The following is a 17,303-nucleotide window of genomic DNA, read 5'->3' as shown; positions in this document are numbered from 1 at the left end:
GCCGATGCCGGCCCCACGTATCTGTCGTGGACGTGGATGGATATGCCCAACGTGCCGCATGCCGTCCGTCTTGACAGCGAAACCCTTTTCGCAGCAGTGTCTTTACTTGACAATGCCTTGACTGCGCCGCTGTTGTCGGAAGATTCGAGTACTGGGATCGAGTCCAAGGAGTCGGCAGCTACACGCGCGCTATGCAGCGGCGCGTTCGCTACTCTCGAAGGCGAGCGACGGTTGGCTGCTCTGCTCGCCGAGGCCGTGCTCCCCGAAGCGTTGCGTCGACAACTCGGTGAGCGGTTCGATGCACAGGGCATTATCCACGTCAGGATCACCCCTAGTCCTCGAATTGCGCGGGTGCCGTGGGAACTACTATTCGTAGACACCCGTCGGCGACTGCTCGACATTGCCGTGGTGACCTTCGATCCGCCGGCGACAGTTCACGCTCATCGAAGCGTCCTGCCTCCGCACTGGGACGACGTGCACCACCTCCCGCCGCTTCACATTGTAGACCCGCTTCTGCCTGCATCGGCTCTCGATCACGGCTTTCGGCAGACGCTTGCCGGGCTCTCGAAAAATGCATTGCTTGACGGTATTTCAGATGAAATCGCCGCGACCGGTGGCACCGATGTCAGCACTGAGGTGCCACGAAAATTTGACCGGGTGGCATTGTCAGAAGCTCTGAAAACAGGACGATCCAGGATGTTGTACTTTGGGCATGTGTCCGCGAGGCCGGACGAGCCTGGATCTGCCTCCATCCACCTCTTTGATACAGCGGGAGGCCGCACATCAGGTAATGACATGTGGGGAATGGCTGCGGTCGTGCGCCCCCCGATGGCCTCTGGTGAAATGGTACCAATTCGGGAGGGCTACCATTTGCCGCTGTGCGCACTGGATTTCCTGCTGGGAACTCAGCAATGTTCGGACGAAAAAGTCTGGCGCCGTTACGGATCGAATCGGCGGAACTACGGGCACGAGATATGGCCCATTCCCTGCCGGGTCGCCCTCATCGCGTGCGAGGGTGGTGTGGACTTCCGGTCTGCCGAAACCTTTGGGTTGGTAGTCGCTCTGTTGGATTCCGGTGCCTCTCTGGTGACCACTACCCGTTGGACACTTCCGACCGACGATGCATTCCACAGAATCGGAGGGGTAAGACGATCGGTGCTTCCCACGGCTGACCTGGCGCTCAGCGTTGACCGCGCACACAATCAAGCTAATCCGGTTGAGGCTGTAGCCAAGTGGCAACGAAGCCGGTTGCGGGAGTGGGAATCCAGCTCGGGTGAACTCGCCTATTCCCCAATCGTCTGGGCATCGCTGACCCACACAGTTGCAGACGCCCGTCCCGCCGAACCTATTGCAAAGTCGGCGCATTCGAGTTCAATCTAGGTCGAAGTTTCCGCAGTCGACCAGGGCTGCGAGTCTCCGGGGAACCACGTGGGTTAGGTAGGTGCACAGCTTGTCGTTGACAGCGATCCCTGCAGCACCCTTGGTGCTCAGGTATGCGGCCAGTTTCTGATGGTCGAAATCGGGATTGGCACGAAGCAGGCACAAAGCTTCCCACGTGATGTCCCGCCGCCCGATCGACAACTCGCGCAGGCATTGCCATGATGCAGATACGACTGCATGTAACAGACGGTCACCGTCGATGCTCGCTTGTCGAGATCGACAGTGACGCAGAACTTCATCTCGCACTTCGGTGTATTCGGGGATCTTGGCCACCATGTAGATCGACCATCGCGGATCAGCCGTATCACCGTAGTCGCCCATCGAAGACCGCTCCCTGTGAGGCAGCAGACCTAGGGTTGTACGCTGCGCGCTCAACCCTAGGTCTCGACGATCGTGGTGTGTATCCACTGATGGACCGACGCGAGACCCCTGCGAATCGTCAGAGTTCGTCGATCGCGATCAACCCGTCCTGCAATGCGCGTACCAGTAACGCACTCTTTGTAGATGCCGTTCTGCCGACTTCATCGTATTTACAACGAATCCGAGTCAGGTGAGTGTTGACTGTTCCCGGCGCGATGAACAATCGTCGTGAGACGACCGACTTGGAATCGCACTGAATCCAGGCGAGTAGTACCTCTTTCTCGCGTGAGCTCAAACCCGGATCATTTGTATGGGAGATGGGAGTGCTCAATGCGCGTCCTTTCGATCGGGGGGCATGGTGGCCAAGCCAGCATTCGAGATTCAATGAGAATGGAGAACCGTCGCGGGGTCACTCCACGTGGTGGCTGCGAATGAACTCCCGAGATAGCGGATACTCTCAAAAATTGACGATATGGGGTGTTGGCTCGGTCGAGGGCAGAACTCGATCCCGTGGCGAGTTTCATCAGTGGACTGCTTCTATATGGTCCGCCCAGATGTCGATTCCCGTGATCAGCGATTCTCCATGAGGGATGTGAACGAGTATTCGTCGAGTTCGTTCCAGCGACTAGTCGAGTTGGCAGCATCGCCGAGTAGAATCTTGTCAAGATCGACGCGGTATCGACGTGAGGGTAGGTCCGCACCGCACACCAGCAGGCGCGCGGCCAGCCCTGCTACGGATCCGGCCGCTGTGGCGGCAGTACCGAGTTGCGGCCAGGAGGGCAAAGTCCGTCCGACTTCGGTGAGCGAGAAACGAGTTCGCGGGGTGACGTGGCATCCGACGATCGCATTGGCGATCCGAGCGCGGTTCGCGGGGTCGTTGAGTTCTTGGTCATTCAATCCGGCCAGTTCGCCGGCCTTACCGTGGAACAGAGGATAGTCAGCATCGAGATCGAAGCGTTCGACGTCGAGAATGACGTTGTCGCCGTTGTCAGTCGCCATGATGACGGGTATGCGCTTTTCCCGCGCCTGCTTGCGAATGGCGATCTTCATCGCCAGGTCGTCCATCTCTTCCACCAGTACCGATAGACGCTCGGTATCTTCACCGCCCAAAAACTTGTCCGAAGCGGATTCGGAATACCCGTCAGGGACGGAATCTACCTGGGTATAGGGATCGATTTCGAGTAGACGTCTTTGCGAAAGAGTCACCTTCGGCTCGCCCAAGTCGCAGACGGACGCAGCTAGGCGATTGAGATTGCTTGGCCCCAATGTGTCAGGATCTGCGATGCGAAAACGACGCGCGCCCGTCAAGGAACACACGGAGACGACCGAGGATCCAACGCTGAGTCCGGCAACCCCGATAAGTGCCCCGCCCCATGTGTGTTGCTCGTCGTCGTCGAGCAAGTAGCGGTTTCGAGCGGTGCGAAGTCGGTAGAAGTTTTCTGCGTCAGGCAACCGGACCAGCGTTGATCGCCATGGGTACAGGATGTAGCGACTCGCGCACTCGACGACGCGGTCATCGTCCCAGTCGCGTCGGTCCGCGTCGCCGAATGAATCGATGGCGGAAAGTTCGGAGCGTGCAGTACTCCACGCATCGACGAACCGGAGGCCCGAATCCGCAGCCATCAGTGTCCTGATACGTGCGGAATCTTCTGTTGGATGCAGTATTTCGATCATTATGCGCTCACCTTTTCCACCTGGGTCTGTTTGATCTCGTATTGAAAGTCAGTGCTGCCAAATAGATGAAAACTCACACGGGGCAATGCCCGTTCTCCGAGAATTTGCAGTAGTTCGCGGTATTCGCTGCTGGACGATGAGAGAGCTTCGACCACCTTTCGGCAAATCAGTTGCTCGTTCTCTCTCGTAGCTCGCTCTTGTGCAGCCGTGTCGTGGCGCAACTCGACCCTCAGCTCGAGCACATCGCGAAGGTCGATGCCGGATCGTCGAGCGAGAATGAACTTTCCCGTGATCGTGTCGCCTAACTGTGGGTGAGATAGGGCTACACGAACCGGTTCGGGATAGATATTGACTGCGTAGAACGACACCGCTACATCGGCGCGACGTTGGAGAACAATGAAACCTGCTTCGTCGGAGGATGTTCGAAGATCCATGCGGTGCCCGAGTTCGGCCAGTTTCACGCCGAGGGTGTGTGGACTCAAGATCCGGCCCACATCGTTGATCCTGTATCGGACCAATGGAATCGAATTGTCGACTGTGAACAGCAGACGACCGTCGGCATCGATTTCCGTGTAGCGAAAGGCGGGGTCGTACTCGACGAGAGTCGATGACGCGGCGGCACCACCGAACAGAGCCTCGTCGACATCGCGGTGTTCGAGGGCGAGACGGCGCAAGGAAATCGACGTCGGCGTTTCGTGCCCCATCATCCCCGCGTCGGCCGTCCCGTAGACAAGGCACACGTCCTCTGTCCGCCCCCACTTTCCGATCAGATCCAGAATTCCGTCTCGCCATGATTCCCCGATGCTCTCGCCGGCGAGCAGCAGCTTCAGATCCTGGCCCAAGACCGCCGCATCTGCGCCGTCCAGAACATCGCGCACAAACGGTGGATAACCGGCAATGACAACCTGCTCATAGTGTTTGCCCAGAGTGGCGACGTTTTGGCGAACAGTCTCGACATCCACACCCGGAGCGACAACGGACAGTGGGAACCCTCTCTGGTTCAGTTCCTCGGCCGCGCGCAACGTATAAGTTCCTCCGATCCAATTACCCATCGCGAAGCACACGACGAGCAGCGTCGATCGCTTGTCCGCACCGAATTGCCGCATGATGCGTGCGTGAAGCTGAACACTGTGGGTCAGAGACACATCGGAGCGAGCCCAATGCGTCGGCTGACCCGACGATCCGGAGCTTGACGACCAGATTCGTGCTCCGGTGACGTCTCCACGACGCATGAGTTCGTTCAGGTCGTAAGCTGCGACGTAGTTCCCTTTTGTTGTTGCCGGAACATTGGCAAAGTCTTCGACCGAACGCACCGACTCGGGATCGAAATCTTGTGCCGACAAGAATTTCGTATAGGCGGGCACGTTCTCGACGGCGTGCCGGAAGGTAGCCAGAGCATGTTCGGAGCCGGGTGAAGTTGCTGATGGCCTGGTCGAATACATGGACATATTCCTCTCGTGTGGCGAGATGTGTTGTCGCCGTGCACCGAGAAGACCGAACCCCCGGAGCATCTCGGAGGGTTGTTTTGCGGCCTGTCGTTCAAACGGACTATATGAGCGAGACGTCCGAGTCATGCATGGTTGTGAACGCCACTTCAAAGGAAAGGAACTCGACATGGCGAATTGTAGGAAGTGCCAGCGACCAGTTCATGACTGCTCGTCGTGCAATGGAGGACGAGCGAGCGGCATGTTTGGAAAGCTCACGTGCAGCAAGTGCAACAACACCGGCTCCACGTGCAATGAGCACGGTGGGTACTGGAAGTAGCCTGCCAGGGCCGTCGCGCATTAGGTGAGAGGAAGTTCGATGCAGATCTTTCTGCTGATTGTGATCGTTTTGGTAGCAGGATTTTTCGGGACAATTGCAATAGGTGGGGCAGCGGTCTTCTGGTTTCTCCTCGTGTTCATCGTGGGTCTCGTGATCTTGAGCTTCGTTCTCGGTGCCTACGCCAAACAGCAAATAGACGTTGTGCATTCCGCTGACCCCCCTACAGTTCAACAGATAATCGAAAACCACTTCAGTGGGGTTGGATGGAAGAACGTCCAGGGCGAGGGTTTGATGAACTTCCAATCGCGAGGGTTCGGGCTCAGTTCGTGGAACTCGGAGAACCCTGTGGTATCAATCAGCCTTTCGCCCACTGCTGACGGCGGCACTGAGGTGTCAATCTGGATGTCGAAGTGGACAACTCGTTCGGGGATCGTATCTTCCTGTGACCGCGTTGTAACGAAACGATGGACGTTGTTGAGGAAACTCGCAGCACTCGAAGGAGAGTCCGAGGCTCGGTTGTAGCAGGATCAGAAGGGCTGTACATCATGGGACTGTTCTCTCGAACGAAGGCGCCGACCATCGATTGGGCTACGGAACGAATAGCGGCCGTTCCGAACTGGGCGACCCATCAAAGCCTGCGACCGGGATTGTCAGACGTGGCACAGGCATTGGCCGACAGCTATGCGGGAAGTTCCAATGACATCGATATCGACAAGGTTGTCCAGGCCATTGTCAACATTGTGGAATCGCTCGCCGTAAAGCATCTTCCGGAAAGTGCGGAAGCGATCAGGGCGATCATGTCTCGTCCCGGGCCCGAACGTGACGAGATCTGGAACTACTTTACTCATTGCGCCGCCAAAGGTGTTGCGGTGTCGGAACATATCGGTGGTATCCTGGTCGGACCGCAAATGGCCGAGACTTTCGAGGCGATGGCACGAGAAGGGCGCTTTTCGAAATCCGGGAATGCCACTCCTGACGGCCTGCCGATTATGTCTCCGGACTCGAGCGATACGGCTGGGTTGAGTGACCCGGGCCTCGGCGAGAATGACCCGATACAGATGGCGTTCGGGCTTATGTCAAGCGTAGGTCTGAGCCTTGTCGTCTACGGTTCGTCAGATCTGGCCAGTTGCTTCACAGCCGTTGCCGGAGTTATTCCCGCTTTCCGCAGTTCGGCGACAGATGGTGGATGGCTCGGGTCCTTCCCGAGCATCGAGAACGTGTTGTGGTTCGGGATCGAGAGTGCAGACAGTTCCGCGATCATCGTTACGGTTCTGCCGGATGCCGATTCTGGTCGGGTGCTCCGCGAATTCGTTAATCCCCTTGACGCTCTGGGGGCACCTTGGTTCACGGCGTTGGCACAGAAAACGCTGGTGCCCAGCACCTTTGCTGAAATCTTCGCCCGATCGGTTCACCGTCGTATTTGGCATCTTCCAGGTCTTCAACATCTCAGACCTCACGACCACGGACCGTTCGAGCTTTCGTGGGCTTTCAAGCGTGAGTTGTCGGAGAACGGGTGGGATTCTGTCGACGGTGACAACTACAAGAAGGACGTGCCATCCCCGGCGGGTATTTCGAATGTGTATTTTGCGCCGTGGAGAGATAAACACTCCATCTTTCTCGTGCTCGGACCGTCGGAGAACGGGCAGATTCCGGAGAGCTTGCGTGGTATTGATCTGGGTGATTGCCTGATCGGTGTCGAATACGAACACATCATCTTGATCAAACCGCTGTGTTCGCCTCCGTCATTGGCGGACGTACAGGCTGCGACGGAGCGCGTCCTCGACCGAGGGAGGTTCCTGTACTCAGGCGAGACATCCATTGTTCCAAACGTCTTGACGTTGACCAAAGGTTCGAACACTCCAGTCGGGACGATGCAGATTCGTGTCTCGCTTGCGTGGCACGGCAATCCTGTCGAAGCCAATGTGGACACGTCGGCCCTACTTCTCGGCGCGAACGAGAGAGTGCAATCGGATGCTGATTTTGTCTTCTACAACCAGTCGGTACATCCCACCGGCGCTGTTAGCTACGAGTGCCGCCAGGTGGAGAACGGCAATGCCGGTCGTGATTCCATCCGGATTGATCTACCCCGAGCGGAGAGTTATACCGAGAAGATAGTGATTGTCGGATCGGTCGATCATGGGCAGTTCTCGAGTCTTCATGGCCTCCATGCGACCGTGGTCGATCTTGACACTGGTCGGACGGTGATCAACTTTCCGATCGACGGACTTACGACTGAAACTGCGTTGCTCGTCGGGGAGTTGTATCGACGCGCCGGGGTATGGAAGTTTCGAGCAGTGGGGCAAGGCTACGCATCTGGTTTGAGGGGTGTCGCAACTGATTATGGAATCAGCGTGGATTGAAGCGCCGCCCGCGCGGCATTGAACCCACCCATCCCGTGGACCCCGCCGCCCGGCGGGGTCGCGGATGAGCAGAGGTACACGCCCGGGGCGCCGGTGGCATAGGGGTCGAGCCCGAATCGGGGGCGCGCGATGATCTGCCGCGCAGTGTTCGCCCCAGCGGAGATGTCGCCACCCACGTAGTTGGGGTTGTACGCCTGCATCTGCGGCACATTGCGCACGTGGACGCCCACGATCCGGTCCCGGAACCCCGGCGCAAAGCGCTCGATCTGACGGGTGATCGCTTCTGTGGCGTCACCCGGATATCCGTGCGGCACATGCGCATACGCCCAGACCGGGTGGATGTCTCCGACGGAACGGGAAGGGTCGGCCAAGAACTGCTGGCCCAACAGAATGAAGGGCTTGTCCGGCATCTGACCCCGAACGGTCTGGCGTTCGACAGCCGCAGTTTGCGAAATCGTCCCGGACAGATGCAGGGTGCCGGCCTTGCGGGCATGCGGATTCGTCCACGGCACGACGCTTCCGTCGGAGTCACCGCGCACGGCGTAGTCGACCTTGTACGCGGCGGTGCCGTAGCGGAATTTGCGGTAGGCCCGGGCAATGCGGTCGGGCTGCCGACCGTCGAGCAGACGACCGGCTGCGTCGGGGGCGATGTCGAGCATGACGATGTCGTAACCGGCGATCTGGGAGTAGTTGGTGACCCAGTTGCCGGTTTCGATAGTGCCACCGAGGCTGCGCAGGATCGACGCGAGGGCGGCTGCAATTGAGCCCGAACCACCTTGCGCCACAGGCCAACCGTGAGCATGAGCGGCCGCAGTGAGCATCGACGCGACAGCGCTGGACAGGGGAAGGTCCAACCGCCCGAACATGTGCGCCGCGACGCCACCGAACAGCGCCCGCGCCTGTGGGGTCTTGAACATCCGAGCGAAACCCGTCGCGGGAAGCAGAGCACCCGTCCCGAAACGGGCGAGCATCAGCGGGTGCTTCGGGAGATGCACGATGGGCTGGAAGACGTCCTGCACCAACTCGTCGAAGTTCTCGGCAATGTATCCGAAGACGTCGAGCCAGCGCTTACCGTCGACACCCAGTCCCTCAGCGGTCCGGTTGATGTCGCGCCAGAGAACCCCGGCGGTGCCGTCGTCGAGTGGATGGACCAGATCGATCTCGGGCCACAGCCACGTCAGGCCGTGCTTGGCGAGCCCGAATTCGCGGTCGAGGGCCTTGAAGTATGGAGAAGCCAAAGCGGTGGGATGGAAGGCGGAGCAATCGTCGTGGACGAGTCCGTCGACTATGTATTCGCTGCTGCGGGTACCGCCGCCGATCTTGTCCGCACCCTCGATGACATGGACGTCGATTCCGGCGCGGGCGAGTTCGATCGCCGCCGCGAGACCGTTGGGGCCACTGCCCACCACTACTGCTGTTGTCATTTGCGCTTCGCCACCCGTCTTCTCAAGGGTGAGCCTACGGAAATTACAGCGATGGCATTCTGCGAGCAAACAATTCAGGCCTAGACCTTGGTTGATCGATCAACTTTTGTTACAGTTCGAGGCGCACTGGCCGCAGCTGATTCTTATCGCTGCGGCCAGTTGTTGCATTCATCGCCCATCGCGCCTGTTTCCTGCGGATTCGGTATCCTGTGAATCGGAACTTCTCTGCACAGACGCAGCTCCGAAATCTGTCGAGGGGCCTTCTGGCTCCCTGCATCGCCGCAGTTCAGAGCAATTATAGGGCTACCTTAGTTGCGCCCGTGCCGGGGTTCTGAATTATCGTTTTCGTTACACGGTTGACTCACAAAAGTTTCAACCGACCGAAGACTCACGTCGCCGGGTGCCAGAACGCACACCATCGCGTCTGCGCAGGGCGGCTACTTCGGTGGTACCGAACACATCGTCGTGTCGGTGCTTTGAAGGACTTGCATTGCAAGTTGATGGCCATCAGCGCTGCTGGTCGTCGGTGCATCTTTATGGCATACGAAGGCTGGGTATGAAGCAACTTCCAGGCCCCCAGGGCCTCTATCACCCGTCCAATGAGCACGACTCCTGTGGAGTCGCATTTGTTGTCGACATGCATGGTCGCCGCAGCAGGGACATCGTCGAAAAGGCGATCACCGCTCTGGTCAACCTCGAGCATCGCGGCGCTGCCGGATCAGAACCCAACACGGGTGACGGTGCGGGCATTCTGCTGCAGGTTCCCGACAAGTTCTTCCGAGCTGTCGTGGACTTCGCGCTGCCCGCCGAAGGCGCGTACGCAACCGGTATCGCATTCCTCCCGCAGGGCGATGCCGATGCACACGAGGCTGCTGCTGCAGTCGAGAAGATCGTCGTCGAAGAGGGCCTGAAGGTTCTCGGCTGGCGCGAGGTCGGAACAGACGACTCCTCGCTGGGCGCACTGGCGCGCGACGCGATGCCGACGTTCCGTCAGATATTCATCGGCTCCGAGGGTGACAAGTACACCGGCATGGATCTCGAGCGTCGTGCATACGTTGTGCGTAAGCGCACCGAGCACGAACTCGGCTCCGAAGGCGCCGGCAAGGGTGGCCCGGGTAGCGAGACCGTGTACTTCCCCAGCCTGTCCGGCCAGACGTTCGTCTACAAGGGCATGCTCACCACCCCGCAGCTCAAGGGTTTCTACCTCGATCTGCAGGACGATCGTGTCGAGAGCGCACTCGGACTCGTCCACTCGCGCTTCTCCACCAACACGTTCCCGTCGTGGCCGCTGGCGCACCCGTTCCGCCGGGTCGCTCACAACGGTGAGATCAACACCGTCACCGGCAACGAGAACTGGATGCGCGCTCGCGAGTCCCTGATTGACAGTGACGTCTTCGGTGGCCGCGAGAACCTGGACAAGATCTTCCCGATCTGCACCCAGGGCGCCAGTGACACCGCTCGTTTCGACGAGGTGCTCGAGATGCTGCACCTCGCCGGCCGCAGCCTGCCGCACGCAGTTCTCATGATGATCCCGGAAGCCTGGGAGAAGCACGAGAGCATGGACCCCGCTCGTCGGGCGTTCTACGAGTACCACTCGGCTCTCATGGAGCCCTGGGACGGACCGGCGTCGGTGTGCTTCACCGACGGCACCGTCATCGGCGCCGTGCTGGACCGCAACGGTCTGCGTCCGTCGCGTCTGTGGATCACCGAAGACGGCCTCGTCGTCATGGCGTCGGAGGTCGGCGTTCTGCCGATCGATCCGTCCACCGTGGTCCGTAAGGTCCGCCTCCAGCCCGGCCGCATGTTCCTCGTGGACACCGCGCAGGGCCGGGTCATCAGCGACGACGAACTCAAGTCCGAACTCGCTGCCGAGCACCCGTACCAGCAGTGGATCGACGAAGGTCTGATCCACATGGACGACCTGCCGGACCGCCCGTACACATACATGTCGCACGAGCGCGTCGTGCTGCGTCAGCAGCTCTTCGGTTTCACCAGCGAAGAGGTCAACCTGCTGGTCAAGCCGATGGCACTCTCCGGTGCCGAGGCACTGGGCTCGATGGGTACCGACACTCCGATCGCCGTGCTCTCGTCACGTCCGCGGATGCTGTTCGACTACTTCTCGCAGCTCTTCGCTCAGGTCACCAACCCACCTCTCGACGCGATTCGTGAAGAGGTTGTCACCAGCCTCGGCGCGACCATCGGCCCCGAGGGCGACCTGCTGCACCCGAATGCGGACTCCTGCAAGCAGATTGCGCTCCCGCAGCCGATCCTGCACAACGACGACCTGTCGAAGCTCGTTCACGTCAACGACGACGGCGAATTCCCGGGCTTCCGCAGCGTTGTGATCCGCGGCCTGTACCCCGTCAAGGAAGGCGGCGACGGTATCCGTCGTGCGCTCGAGGGCATCAAGTACCAGGTCTCGCAGGCAATCGAGGGTGGCGCACGCATCGTCGTGCTCTCGGACCGTGAGTCCACCGAGGACTACGCGCCGATCCCGTCGCTGCTCCTCACCTCAGCCGTGCACCACCACCTGGTTCGTGAGAAGTCGCGCACCAAGGTCGGCCTCATCGTCGAGGCCGGCGACGCCCGCGAGGTGCACCACATGGCGCTCCTCATCGGCTTCGGTGCCGCAGCGGTCAATCCGTACATGGCTTTCGAGACCATCGACGAGTTCCTGCAGAACAAGGAACTCGAGGGCCTGACTCTCGAGAAGGGCATCGCGAACTACATCAAGGCAGCCGGCAAGGGTGTCCTGAAGGTGATGTCCAAGATGGGCATCTCGACGCTCGCGTCGTACACCGGTGCTCAGCTGTTCCAGGTCATCGGCCTCTCGCAGGAGCTGACGGACGAGTACTTCACCGGTCTGCAGTCGCAGCTCGGTGGCATCGGCCTCGACCAGATCGCAGCCGACGTCGAAGCACGTCACCGCATCGCGTACCTCGATCGCCCCGAAGAGCGCGCTCACCGCGAGCTCGAGGTCGGCGGCGAGTACCAGTGGCGTCGTGAAGGCGAGTACCACCTGTTCAACCCGGACACGGTCTTCAAGCTCCAGCACGCAACTCGCACAGGTCAGTACGAGGTGTTCAAGGAGTACACGACTATGGTCAACGACCAGTCGGAGCGCCTTGCCGCTCTGCGTGGTCTGTTCGACTTCAACATCGGCAAGCGGCCGTCGATCTCGATCGACGAGGTCGAGCCGGCCAGCGAGATCGTCAAGCGTTTCTCGACGGGTGCGATGAGCTACGGCTCCATCTCCGCCGAGGCTCACGAGACTCTCGCCATCGCGATGAACCGTCTGGGCGCCCGCTCCAATTCCGGTGAGGGCGGCGAACATCCGTCGCGCTTCACGCCGGACGAGAACGGCGATCTGCGACGCAGTGCCATCAAGCAGGTCGCGTCGGGACGCTTCGGTGTCACCTCGCACTACCTGAGCAACTGCACCGACATCCAGATCAAGATGGCGCAGGGAGCCAAGCCCGGTGAGGGCGGCCAGCTTCCGGCTCACAAGGTGTACCCGTGGGTGGCCGAGGTTCGGCACTCCACGCCTGGCGTCGGGCTGATTTCGCCGCCGCCGCACCACGACATCTACTCGATCGAGGATCTCGCGCAGCTGATCCACGACCTGAAGAACGCCAACCCGCAGGCCCGCATCCACGTGAAGCTGGTCTCCGAGGTCGGCGTCGGAACCGTCGCGGCCGGTGTCTCCAAGGCACATGCCGACGTCGTTCTGATCTCCGGTCACGACGGTGGCACCGGTGCCACCCCGCTGACCTCCGTCAAGCACGCGGGCGCACCGTGGGAGCTCGGCCTCGCCGAGACCCAGCAGACGTTGCTGCTCAACGGTCTTCGTGACCGCATCGTCGTGCAGGTCGACGGCCAGCTCAAGACGGGTCGCGACGTCGTCGTTGCTGCCCTGCTCGGCGGCGAGGAGTTCGGTTTCGCCACCGCACCGCTGGTTGTCTCGGGCTGCATCATGATGCGCGTCTGCCACCTCGACACCTGCCCCGTCGGTGTCGCGACACAGAACCCGTTGCTGCGTCAGCGTTTCAGTGGCAAGCCGGAATTCGTCGAGAACTTCTTCATGTTCATCGCCGAGGAGGTTCGCGAGCTTCTCGCCGAACTCGGTTTCCGCACGCTGCTCGAAGCAGTCGGCCAGGTCGACATGCTGGACACCACGCGCGCTCTCGATCACTGGAAGGGAAGCAAGGCAGGCAATCTCGATCTGTCGCCGATCCTGACCCAGGTCGAGTCCGCGTTCATGGACCAGGACGTCCACTGCACCGGAACGCAGGATCACGGTCTCGACAAGGCGCTCGATCAGCAGTTGATCGTCTCGGCCCGCAACGCACTCGACAAGGGTGAGGCGGTCTCGTTCGAGTCCGCGATCACCAACGTCAACCGCACGGTCGGCACCATGCTCGGCCACGAGGTCACCAAGGCGTTCGGTGGAGAGGGCTTGCCCGAGGGCACCATCGACATCACGTTCACCGGTTCCGCCGGTAACAGCTTCGGTGCTTTCGTGCCCAGCGGTATGACCCTGCGCCTGCACGGCGACGCCAACGACTTCGTCGGCAAGGGCCTCTCGGGTGGACGCATCGTCGTACGCCCGCCGCTCGATGCAGCGGAAGGCTTTGTCGCCGAGGACAACATCATCGGTGGCAACGTCATCCTGTTCGGCGCCACCAGCGGCGAGGCTCTGCTTCGCGGTGTCGTCGGCGAACGCTTCGCAGTCCGTAACTCCGGCGCCACTGCCGTCGTCGAGGGTGTGGGCGATCATGGTTGCGAGTACATGACGGGTGGAAAGGTGGTCATCCTCGGAGCCACCGGACGTAACTTCGGCGCCGGCATGTCCGGTGGCGTCGCGTACATCTACAACCCCGACAAGGCATTCGAGAAGAACCTCAACACCGAACTGGTGGACCTCGAGGATCTTTCGGGCGACGACTTCACCTGGTTGAAGAGCGTCATCGAACGTCATCGCGACGAAACCGGCTCCGAGGTTGCCACGCGCATCCTCGGCGACTGGTCGCAGCAGGTGGGTCACTTCGCAAAGGTGATGCCCCGCGACTACAAGAAGGTTCTTTTGGCCATCGCGGCCGCAGAGAAGGATGGCAAGAACGTGGACGAGGCAGTTATGGAGGCAGCTCGTGGGTGATCCAAGCGGCTTCCTGAAGCACACGTCGCGCGAACTTCCGGTTCGCCGGCCGGTGCCGTTGCGCCTGCTCGACTGGAAAGAGGTCTACGAGGAGTTCCCGAAGGAAACCCTCCAGACCCAGGCCAGCCGTTGCATGGACTGCGGAATTCCTTTCTGCCACAACGGTTGCCCTCTCGGAAACTTGATTCCCGAGTGGAACGACCTGGTCTTCAAGGACCACTGGCACGACGCCATCGAGCGTCTGCATGCGACCAACAACTTCCCGGAGTTCACCGGTCGTCTGTGCCCCGCGCCCTGTGAGGCGTCCTGTGTCCTTGGCATCAACCAGGATCCGGTCACCATCAAGCAGGTCGAGGTCGAGATTATCGACAAGGCCTTCGACGAAGGGTGGGTAAAGCCGGTTCGCGCCGCGCACGCCACCAACAAGAGGGTCGCAGTTGTCGGCAGTGGTCCGGCCGGTCTGGCTGCAGCGCAGCAGCTGACCCGCGCCGGTCACGCAGTGACGGTCTTCGAGCGGGCAGACCGCATCGGCGGCCTGCTGCGCTACGGCATCCCCGAGTTCAAGATGGAGAAGCGGCACATCGACCGCCGTCTCGAGCAGATGGAAGCCGAAGGCACCGTCTTCAAGACCAACGTCAATGTCGGCGTGGACATCACCGCGGACGAGCTGCGCGAGCAGTTCGACGCAGTGGTTCTGGCCGGCGGTGCCACCGCAGCTCGCGATCTGCCGATCCCGGGCCGCGAACTGGACGGCATCCACCAGGCGATGGAGTTCCTGCCGATCGCCAACCGTGTGCAGTTGGGTGACCTCGACGCTCCCACCATCACCGCTGAGGGCAAGAAGGTTGTCATCATCGGCGGCGGCGATACCGGCGCGGACTGCCTCGGCACCTCGCACCGTCAGGGCGCAGCCAGCGTGCACCAGTTCGAGATCATGCCGCGTCCGCCGGAGACTCGCGCCGAGCAGACTCCGTGGCCGACGTACCCGCTCATGTTCCGCGTGGCTTCGGCTCACGAGGAAGGCGGCGAGCGTCTGTTCTCCGTCAACACCGAGAACTTCGTCGGTGAAAACGGCAAGGTCACCGGACTCAAGGCTCACGAGGTCGAGATGAAGTCGGGTCGTTTCGAGAAGGTCGAGGGCTCGGACTTCGAGCTCGAAGCCGATCTCGTGCTCCTGGCAATGGGCTTCGTCGGCCCCGAGAAGCCGGGTCTGCTCACCGATCTCGGTGTCGACTTGAACGAGCGCGGCAACGTCGCCCGCACGTCGAAGTGGAACACCAACGTCGACGGCGTGTTCGTGGCCGGTGACATGGGCCGCGGTCAGTCCCTGATCGTCTGGGCCATCGCCGAGGGACGTTCCGCAGCAGCCGCTGTGGACACCTACCTCGAGGGTGTCACCGCCCTTCCGTCACCGATCCACCCGACAGCGGCTCCGCAGCGCTAGAGGCTCTTACAAAGCCGCACCCCATCGCATTCGGTGGGGTGCGGCTTTGTTTCTGCAAGTAGTTCGCACGATCTGTAACAAACCTTCATCAATCGTGCATCGGACAGACACAACGCCCAGACAGTATGATTCCGGAGCATCGATAGTGGTGTATGGGTTGCTTAAGTTAAATCAGGGGAGTTTCATGCGTGCGAGGCGTCTCGTTGCGGTGTTGTCGGCACTAGCTGCGGCAGTAGTGGTACCGGTTGTCAGTTCTCCCGTGGCGTCGGCTGATCCCTGCCCCGGTCTGTACGTCGTGGCCATTCCGGGAACCTGGGAGCCTTCGGGTACTTCTCCCGGTGCCGGCATGCTTGCCCCGGTCACCAACGGCCTTCCCGGTTCCGTACGCACCGATTACGTCACGTACTCGGCAACGGCCTTCCCGTGGGAGTCCAACGTCTACGCCAAGTCGAAGCAGCAGGCTGTCGACAATGCGCGCGGCATGATCGCCGCGATGGCCGCCTCGTGCGGTGACACCCGCTTCGCGATCGTCGGATACAGCCAGGGCGCCGACGCGGCAGGCGATCTCGCAGCCGAGATCGGAACCGGCATCGGCGTTGTTCCCCCGACTCGCGTCGAGGGCGTCGGCCTCCTGTCCGATCCCCGCCGCTCCGAGTCAGACGTCCTGATCGGACCTGCTGTCGGAGGCAACGGAGCCAGCGGCGCTCGCATCGGTGGATTCGGTTGGCTGTCAGGCAAAACGGTGACGCTGTGCGCCGTCGGTGATCTGTACTGCTCGACGCCCAAGGACGATTTCGTGATGCGTCTGGCCGGGTTCATGGCTCAGGTTTCCGACCCCACTCCGGCAAACGCTCTCTCGCTTCGCGACGAGGCCGCCGTGATCGTCAACGATCTGGTCACTGCAGGCGGACTCCCCGCACTGATGGCTCAGCTCGATCCAGGCGCGAACTCCCGGCGCGTCGATCAACTGGTCGCCTTCTACGGCTCGCAGGTTCACACCGACTACACGCGTTACGTCGTTGACGGCGCAGGCAATTCGGCCACATCCTGGCTGCACAACTGGTTGGCCGGCAAAGCCTGATCAGCAGTACGTCTGCTCCGCGGTGTCGACGTAGATCTCGGCGATCCGCTGCGAAGACATCGGCGTGATCTGTGAGTACACCTCGCCGACGGAGTTGAACTCCGCCAGCACCTCGGACCGCGGCATGCCGTCGGCCAGAGCCTTGCAGGTGCCGTCGGCGTAGAGGATCTCTGCGGAATCCATTCCGGCGGGCGGGATCCCGGCCAGACGCAGAGCGGCGATGTACCGCTGCCCCTTCTCGCCTGCGTTCGCGACGATCTCGTCCGGTGACCGGGCGTCGATCGGTGAGTTTGCCGGTGGCGCTACCTGTGGCGCTACCGGAAGCGACAGCTGCGGGGGCGTCGATTCGACGACGCTCGGCGCTGCTTCCGCAGGTTCGGCGAGTGGGCTGGTCGGCAATTCGGGGAGCGAACTGGGAGCAGTCGAACTCGACGTTGCCGCCACCGTGGTGCTGGTGGCAGCAGAAGTGGATTCCGCTGCGTCGCTGTCGGATTGGCTGCTGCAGCCGCTGAGGAGTAGGCCCGCTGCCGCGACGCAGAGGACCAGTCTGTTCGTGTTCATCACCCGTGAGTGTTACACACCGTACCGCTTAGTTTGTCCG

General features: G+C 61.0%; 12 protein-coding genes. 6 read left to right on the top strand and 6 right to left on the bottom strand.

What is annotated here, in order from left to right:
- The first annotated feature begins 36 nt into the window (after positions 1-36).
- Positions 37-1,380: a CHAT domain-containing protein gene (locus R4P70_RS26455; protein WP_317832570.1), complete on the top strand. Its 1,344-nt coding sequence runs from the start codon at positions 37-39 to the stop codon at positions 1,378-1,380.
- Here the strand turns inward: R4P70_RS26455 and R4P70_RS26450 are convergent.
- From R4P70_RS26450 to R4P70_RS26435, 4 genes are all read right to left on the bottom strand, one after another.
- A complete protein-coding gene (locus R4P70_RS26450) occupies positions 1,372-1,761 on the bottom strand; it encodes a hypothetical protein (protein WP_042920685.1) in 390 nt (129 codons plus the stop codon). The two genes, R4P70_RS26455 and R4P70_RS26450, sit on opposite strands and share 9 nt — an antisense overlap.
- A 118-nt stretch (positions 1,762-1,879) precedes the next feature.
- Positions 1,880-2,095 (bottom strand): LuxR C-terminal-related transcriptional regulator, encoded by a 216-nt coding sequence (locus R4P70_RS26445; RefSeq protein ID WP_317832658.1) that lies wholly within the window; start codon positions 2,093-2,095, stop codon positions 1,880-1,882.
- A 275-nt stretch (positions 2,096-2,370) separates the two neighbouring features.
- Entirely contained in the window at positions 2,371-3,423 is a 1,053-nt protein-coding gene (locus tag R4P70_RS26440; RefSeq protein WP_317832567.1) for a ThiF family adenylyltransferase, read from the bottom strand.
- Positions 3,424-3,473: 50 nt separating this feature from the next.
- Entirely contained in the window at positions 3,474-4,916 is a 1,443-nt protein-coding gene (locus R4P70_RS26435; RefSeq protein ID WP_317832565.1) for a phenylacetate--CoA ligase family protein, read from the bottom strand.
- 361 nt (positions 4,917-5,277) lie between these two features.
- Here R4P70_RS26435 and R4P70_RS26430 point away from each other — a divergent pair, with 361 nt between their 5' ends.
- Together R4P70_RS26430 and R4P70_RS26425 are read left to right on the top strand one after the other, a co-directional pair.
- A complete protein-coding gene (locus R4P70_RS26430) occupies positions 5,278-5,760 on the top strand; it encodes a hypothetical protein (protein ID WP_051649508.1) in 483 nt (160 codons plus the stop codon).
- Between the two features lie 134 nt (positions 5,761-5,894).
- On the top strand, positions 5,895-7,598 hold the full coding sequence (locus R4P70_RS26425) for a TerD family protein (protein ID WP_317832562.1): 1,704 nt from the start codon (positions 5,895-5,897) through the stop codon (positions 7,596-7,598).
- Here the strand turns inward: R4P70_RS26425 and R4P70_RS26420 are convergent.
- On the bottom strand, positions 7,577-9,022 hold the full coding sequence (locus tag R4P70_RS26420; protein ID WP_317832560.1) for an NAD(P)/FAD-dependent oxidoreductase: 1,446 nt from the start codon (positions 9,020-9,022) through the stop codon (positions 7,577-7,579). The two genes, R4P70_RS26425 and R4P70_RS26420, sit on opposite strands and share 22 nt — an antisense overlap.
- Before the next feature lie 556 nt (positions 9,023-9,578).
- On the opposite strand from R4P70_RS26420, the gene gltB reads away from it, so the two are divergent.
- From gltB to R4P70_RS26405, 3 genes are all read left to right on the top strand, one after another.
- A complete protein-coding gene (gltB, locus tag R4P70_RS26415) occupies positions 9,579-14,177 on the top strand; it encodes a glutamate synthase large subunit (RefSeq protein WP_020968012.1) in 4,599 nt (1,532 codons plus the stop codon).
- Positions 14,170-15,621 (top strand): glutamate synthase subunit beta, encoded by a 1,452-nt coding sequence (locus R4P70_RS26410; protein ID WP_020968013.1) that lies wholly within the window; start codon positions 14,170-14,172, stop codon positions 15,619-15,621. The genes gltB and R4P70_RS26410 overlap by 8 nt, the downstream gene beginning before the upstream one ends.
- A gap of 184 nt (positions 15,622-15,805) precedes the next feature.
- The gene (locus R4P70_RS26405; protein WP_020905644.1) at positions 15,806-16,702 is read left to right on the top strand and encodes a cutinase family protein; all 897 of its coding nucleotides are present in this window, start codon (positions 15,806-15,808) and stop codon (positions 16,700-16,702) included.
- Here the strand turns inward: R4P70_RS26405 and R4P70_RS26400 are convergent, their stop codons facing one another.
- Positions 16,703-17,263, bottom strand: coding sequence for a DUF732 domain-containing protein (locus R4P70_RS26400; RefSeq protein WP_317832559.1), 561 nt, complete (start codon positions 17,261-17,263; stop codon positions 16,703-16,705).
- Positions 17,264-17,303 lie beyond the last annotated feature (40 nt).

The sequence above is a fragment of the Rhodococcus sp. IEGM 1241 genome (assembly GCF_033142365.1).
In the GTDB taxonomy this organism is placed as follows: Bacteria; Actinomycetota; Actinomycetes; order Mycobacteriales; family Mycobacteriaceae; genus Rhodococcus_F; species Rhodococcus_F erythropolis.
The sequence above is the reverse complement of the archived record's forward strand: the minus strand, read 5'-3'. Positions and strand labels throughout refer to the sequence as shown.

Bases quoted from the DNA above. Each gene is read 5' to 3' on its own strand.
- R4P70_RS26450 (WP_042920685.1), bottom strand. From the start codon at position 1,761: ATGGGCGACTACGGTGATACGGCTGATCCGCGATGGTCGATCTACATG.
- gltB (WP_020968012.1), top strand. From the start codon at position 9,579: ATGAAGCAACTTCCAGGCCCCCAGGGCCTCTATCACCCGTCCAATGAG.
- R4P70_RS26400 (WP_317832559.1), bottom strand. From the start codon at position 17,263: ATGAACACGAACAGACTGGTCCTCTGCGTCGCGGCAGCGGGCCTACTC.
- R4P70_RS26435 (WP_317832565.1), bottom strand. From the start codon at position 4,916: ATGTATTCGACCAGGCCATCAGCAACTTCACCCGGCTCCGAACATGCT.
- R4P70_RS26430 (WP_051649508.1), top strand. From the start codon at position 5,278: ATGCAGATCTTTCTGCTGATTGTGATCGTTTTGGTAGCAGGATTTTTC.
- R4P70_RS26420 (WP_317832560.1), bottom strand. From the start codon at position 9,022: ATGACAACAGCAGTAGTGGTGGGCAGTGGCCCCAACGGTCTCGCGGCG.
- R4P70_RS26405 (WP_020905644.1), top strand. From the start codon at position 15,806: ATGCGTGCGAGGCGTCTCGTTGCGGTGTTGTCGGCACTAGCTGCGGCA.
- R4P70_RS26440 (WP_317832567.1), bottom strand. From the start codon at position 3,423: ATGGCTGCGGATTCGGGCCTCCGGTTCGTCGATGCGTGGAGTACTGCA.
- R4P70_RS26455 (WP_317832570.1), top strand. From the start codon at position 37: ATGGATATGCCCAACGTGCCGCATGCCGTCCGTCTTGACAGCGAAACC.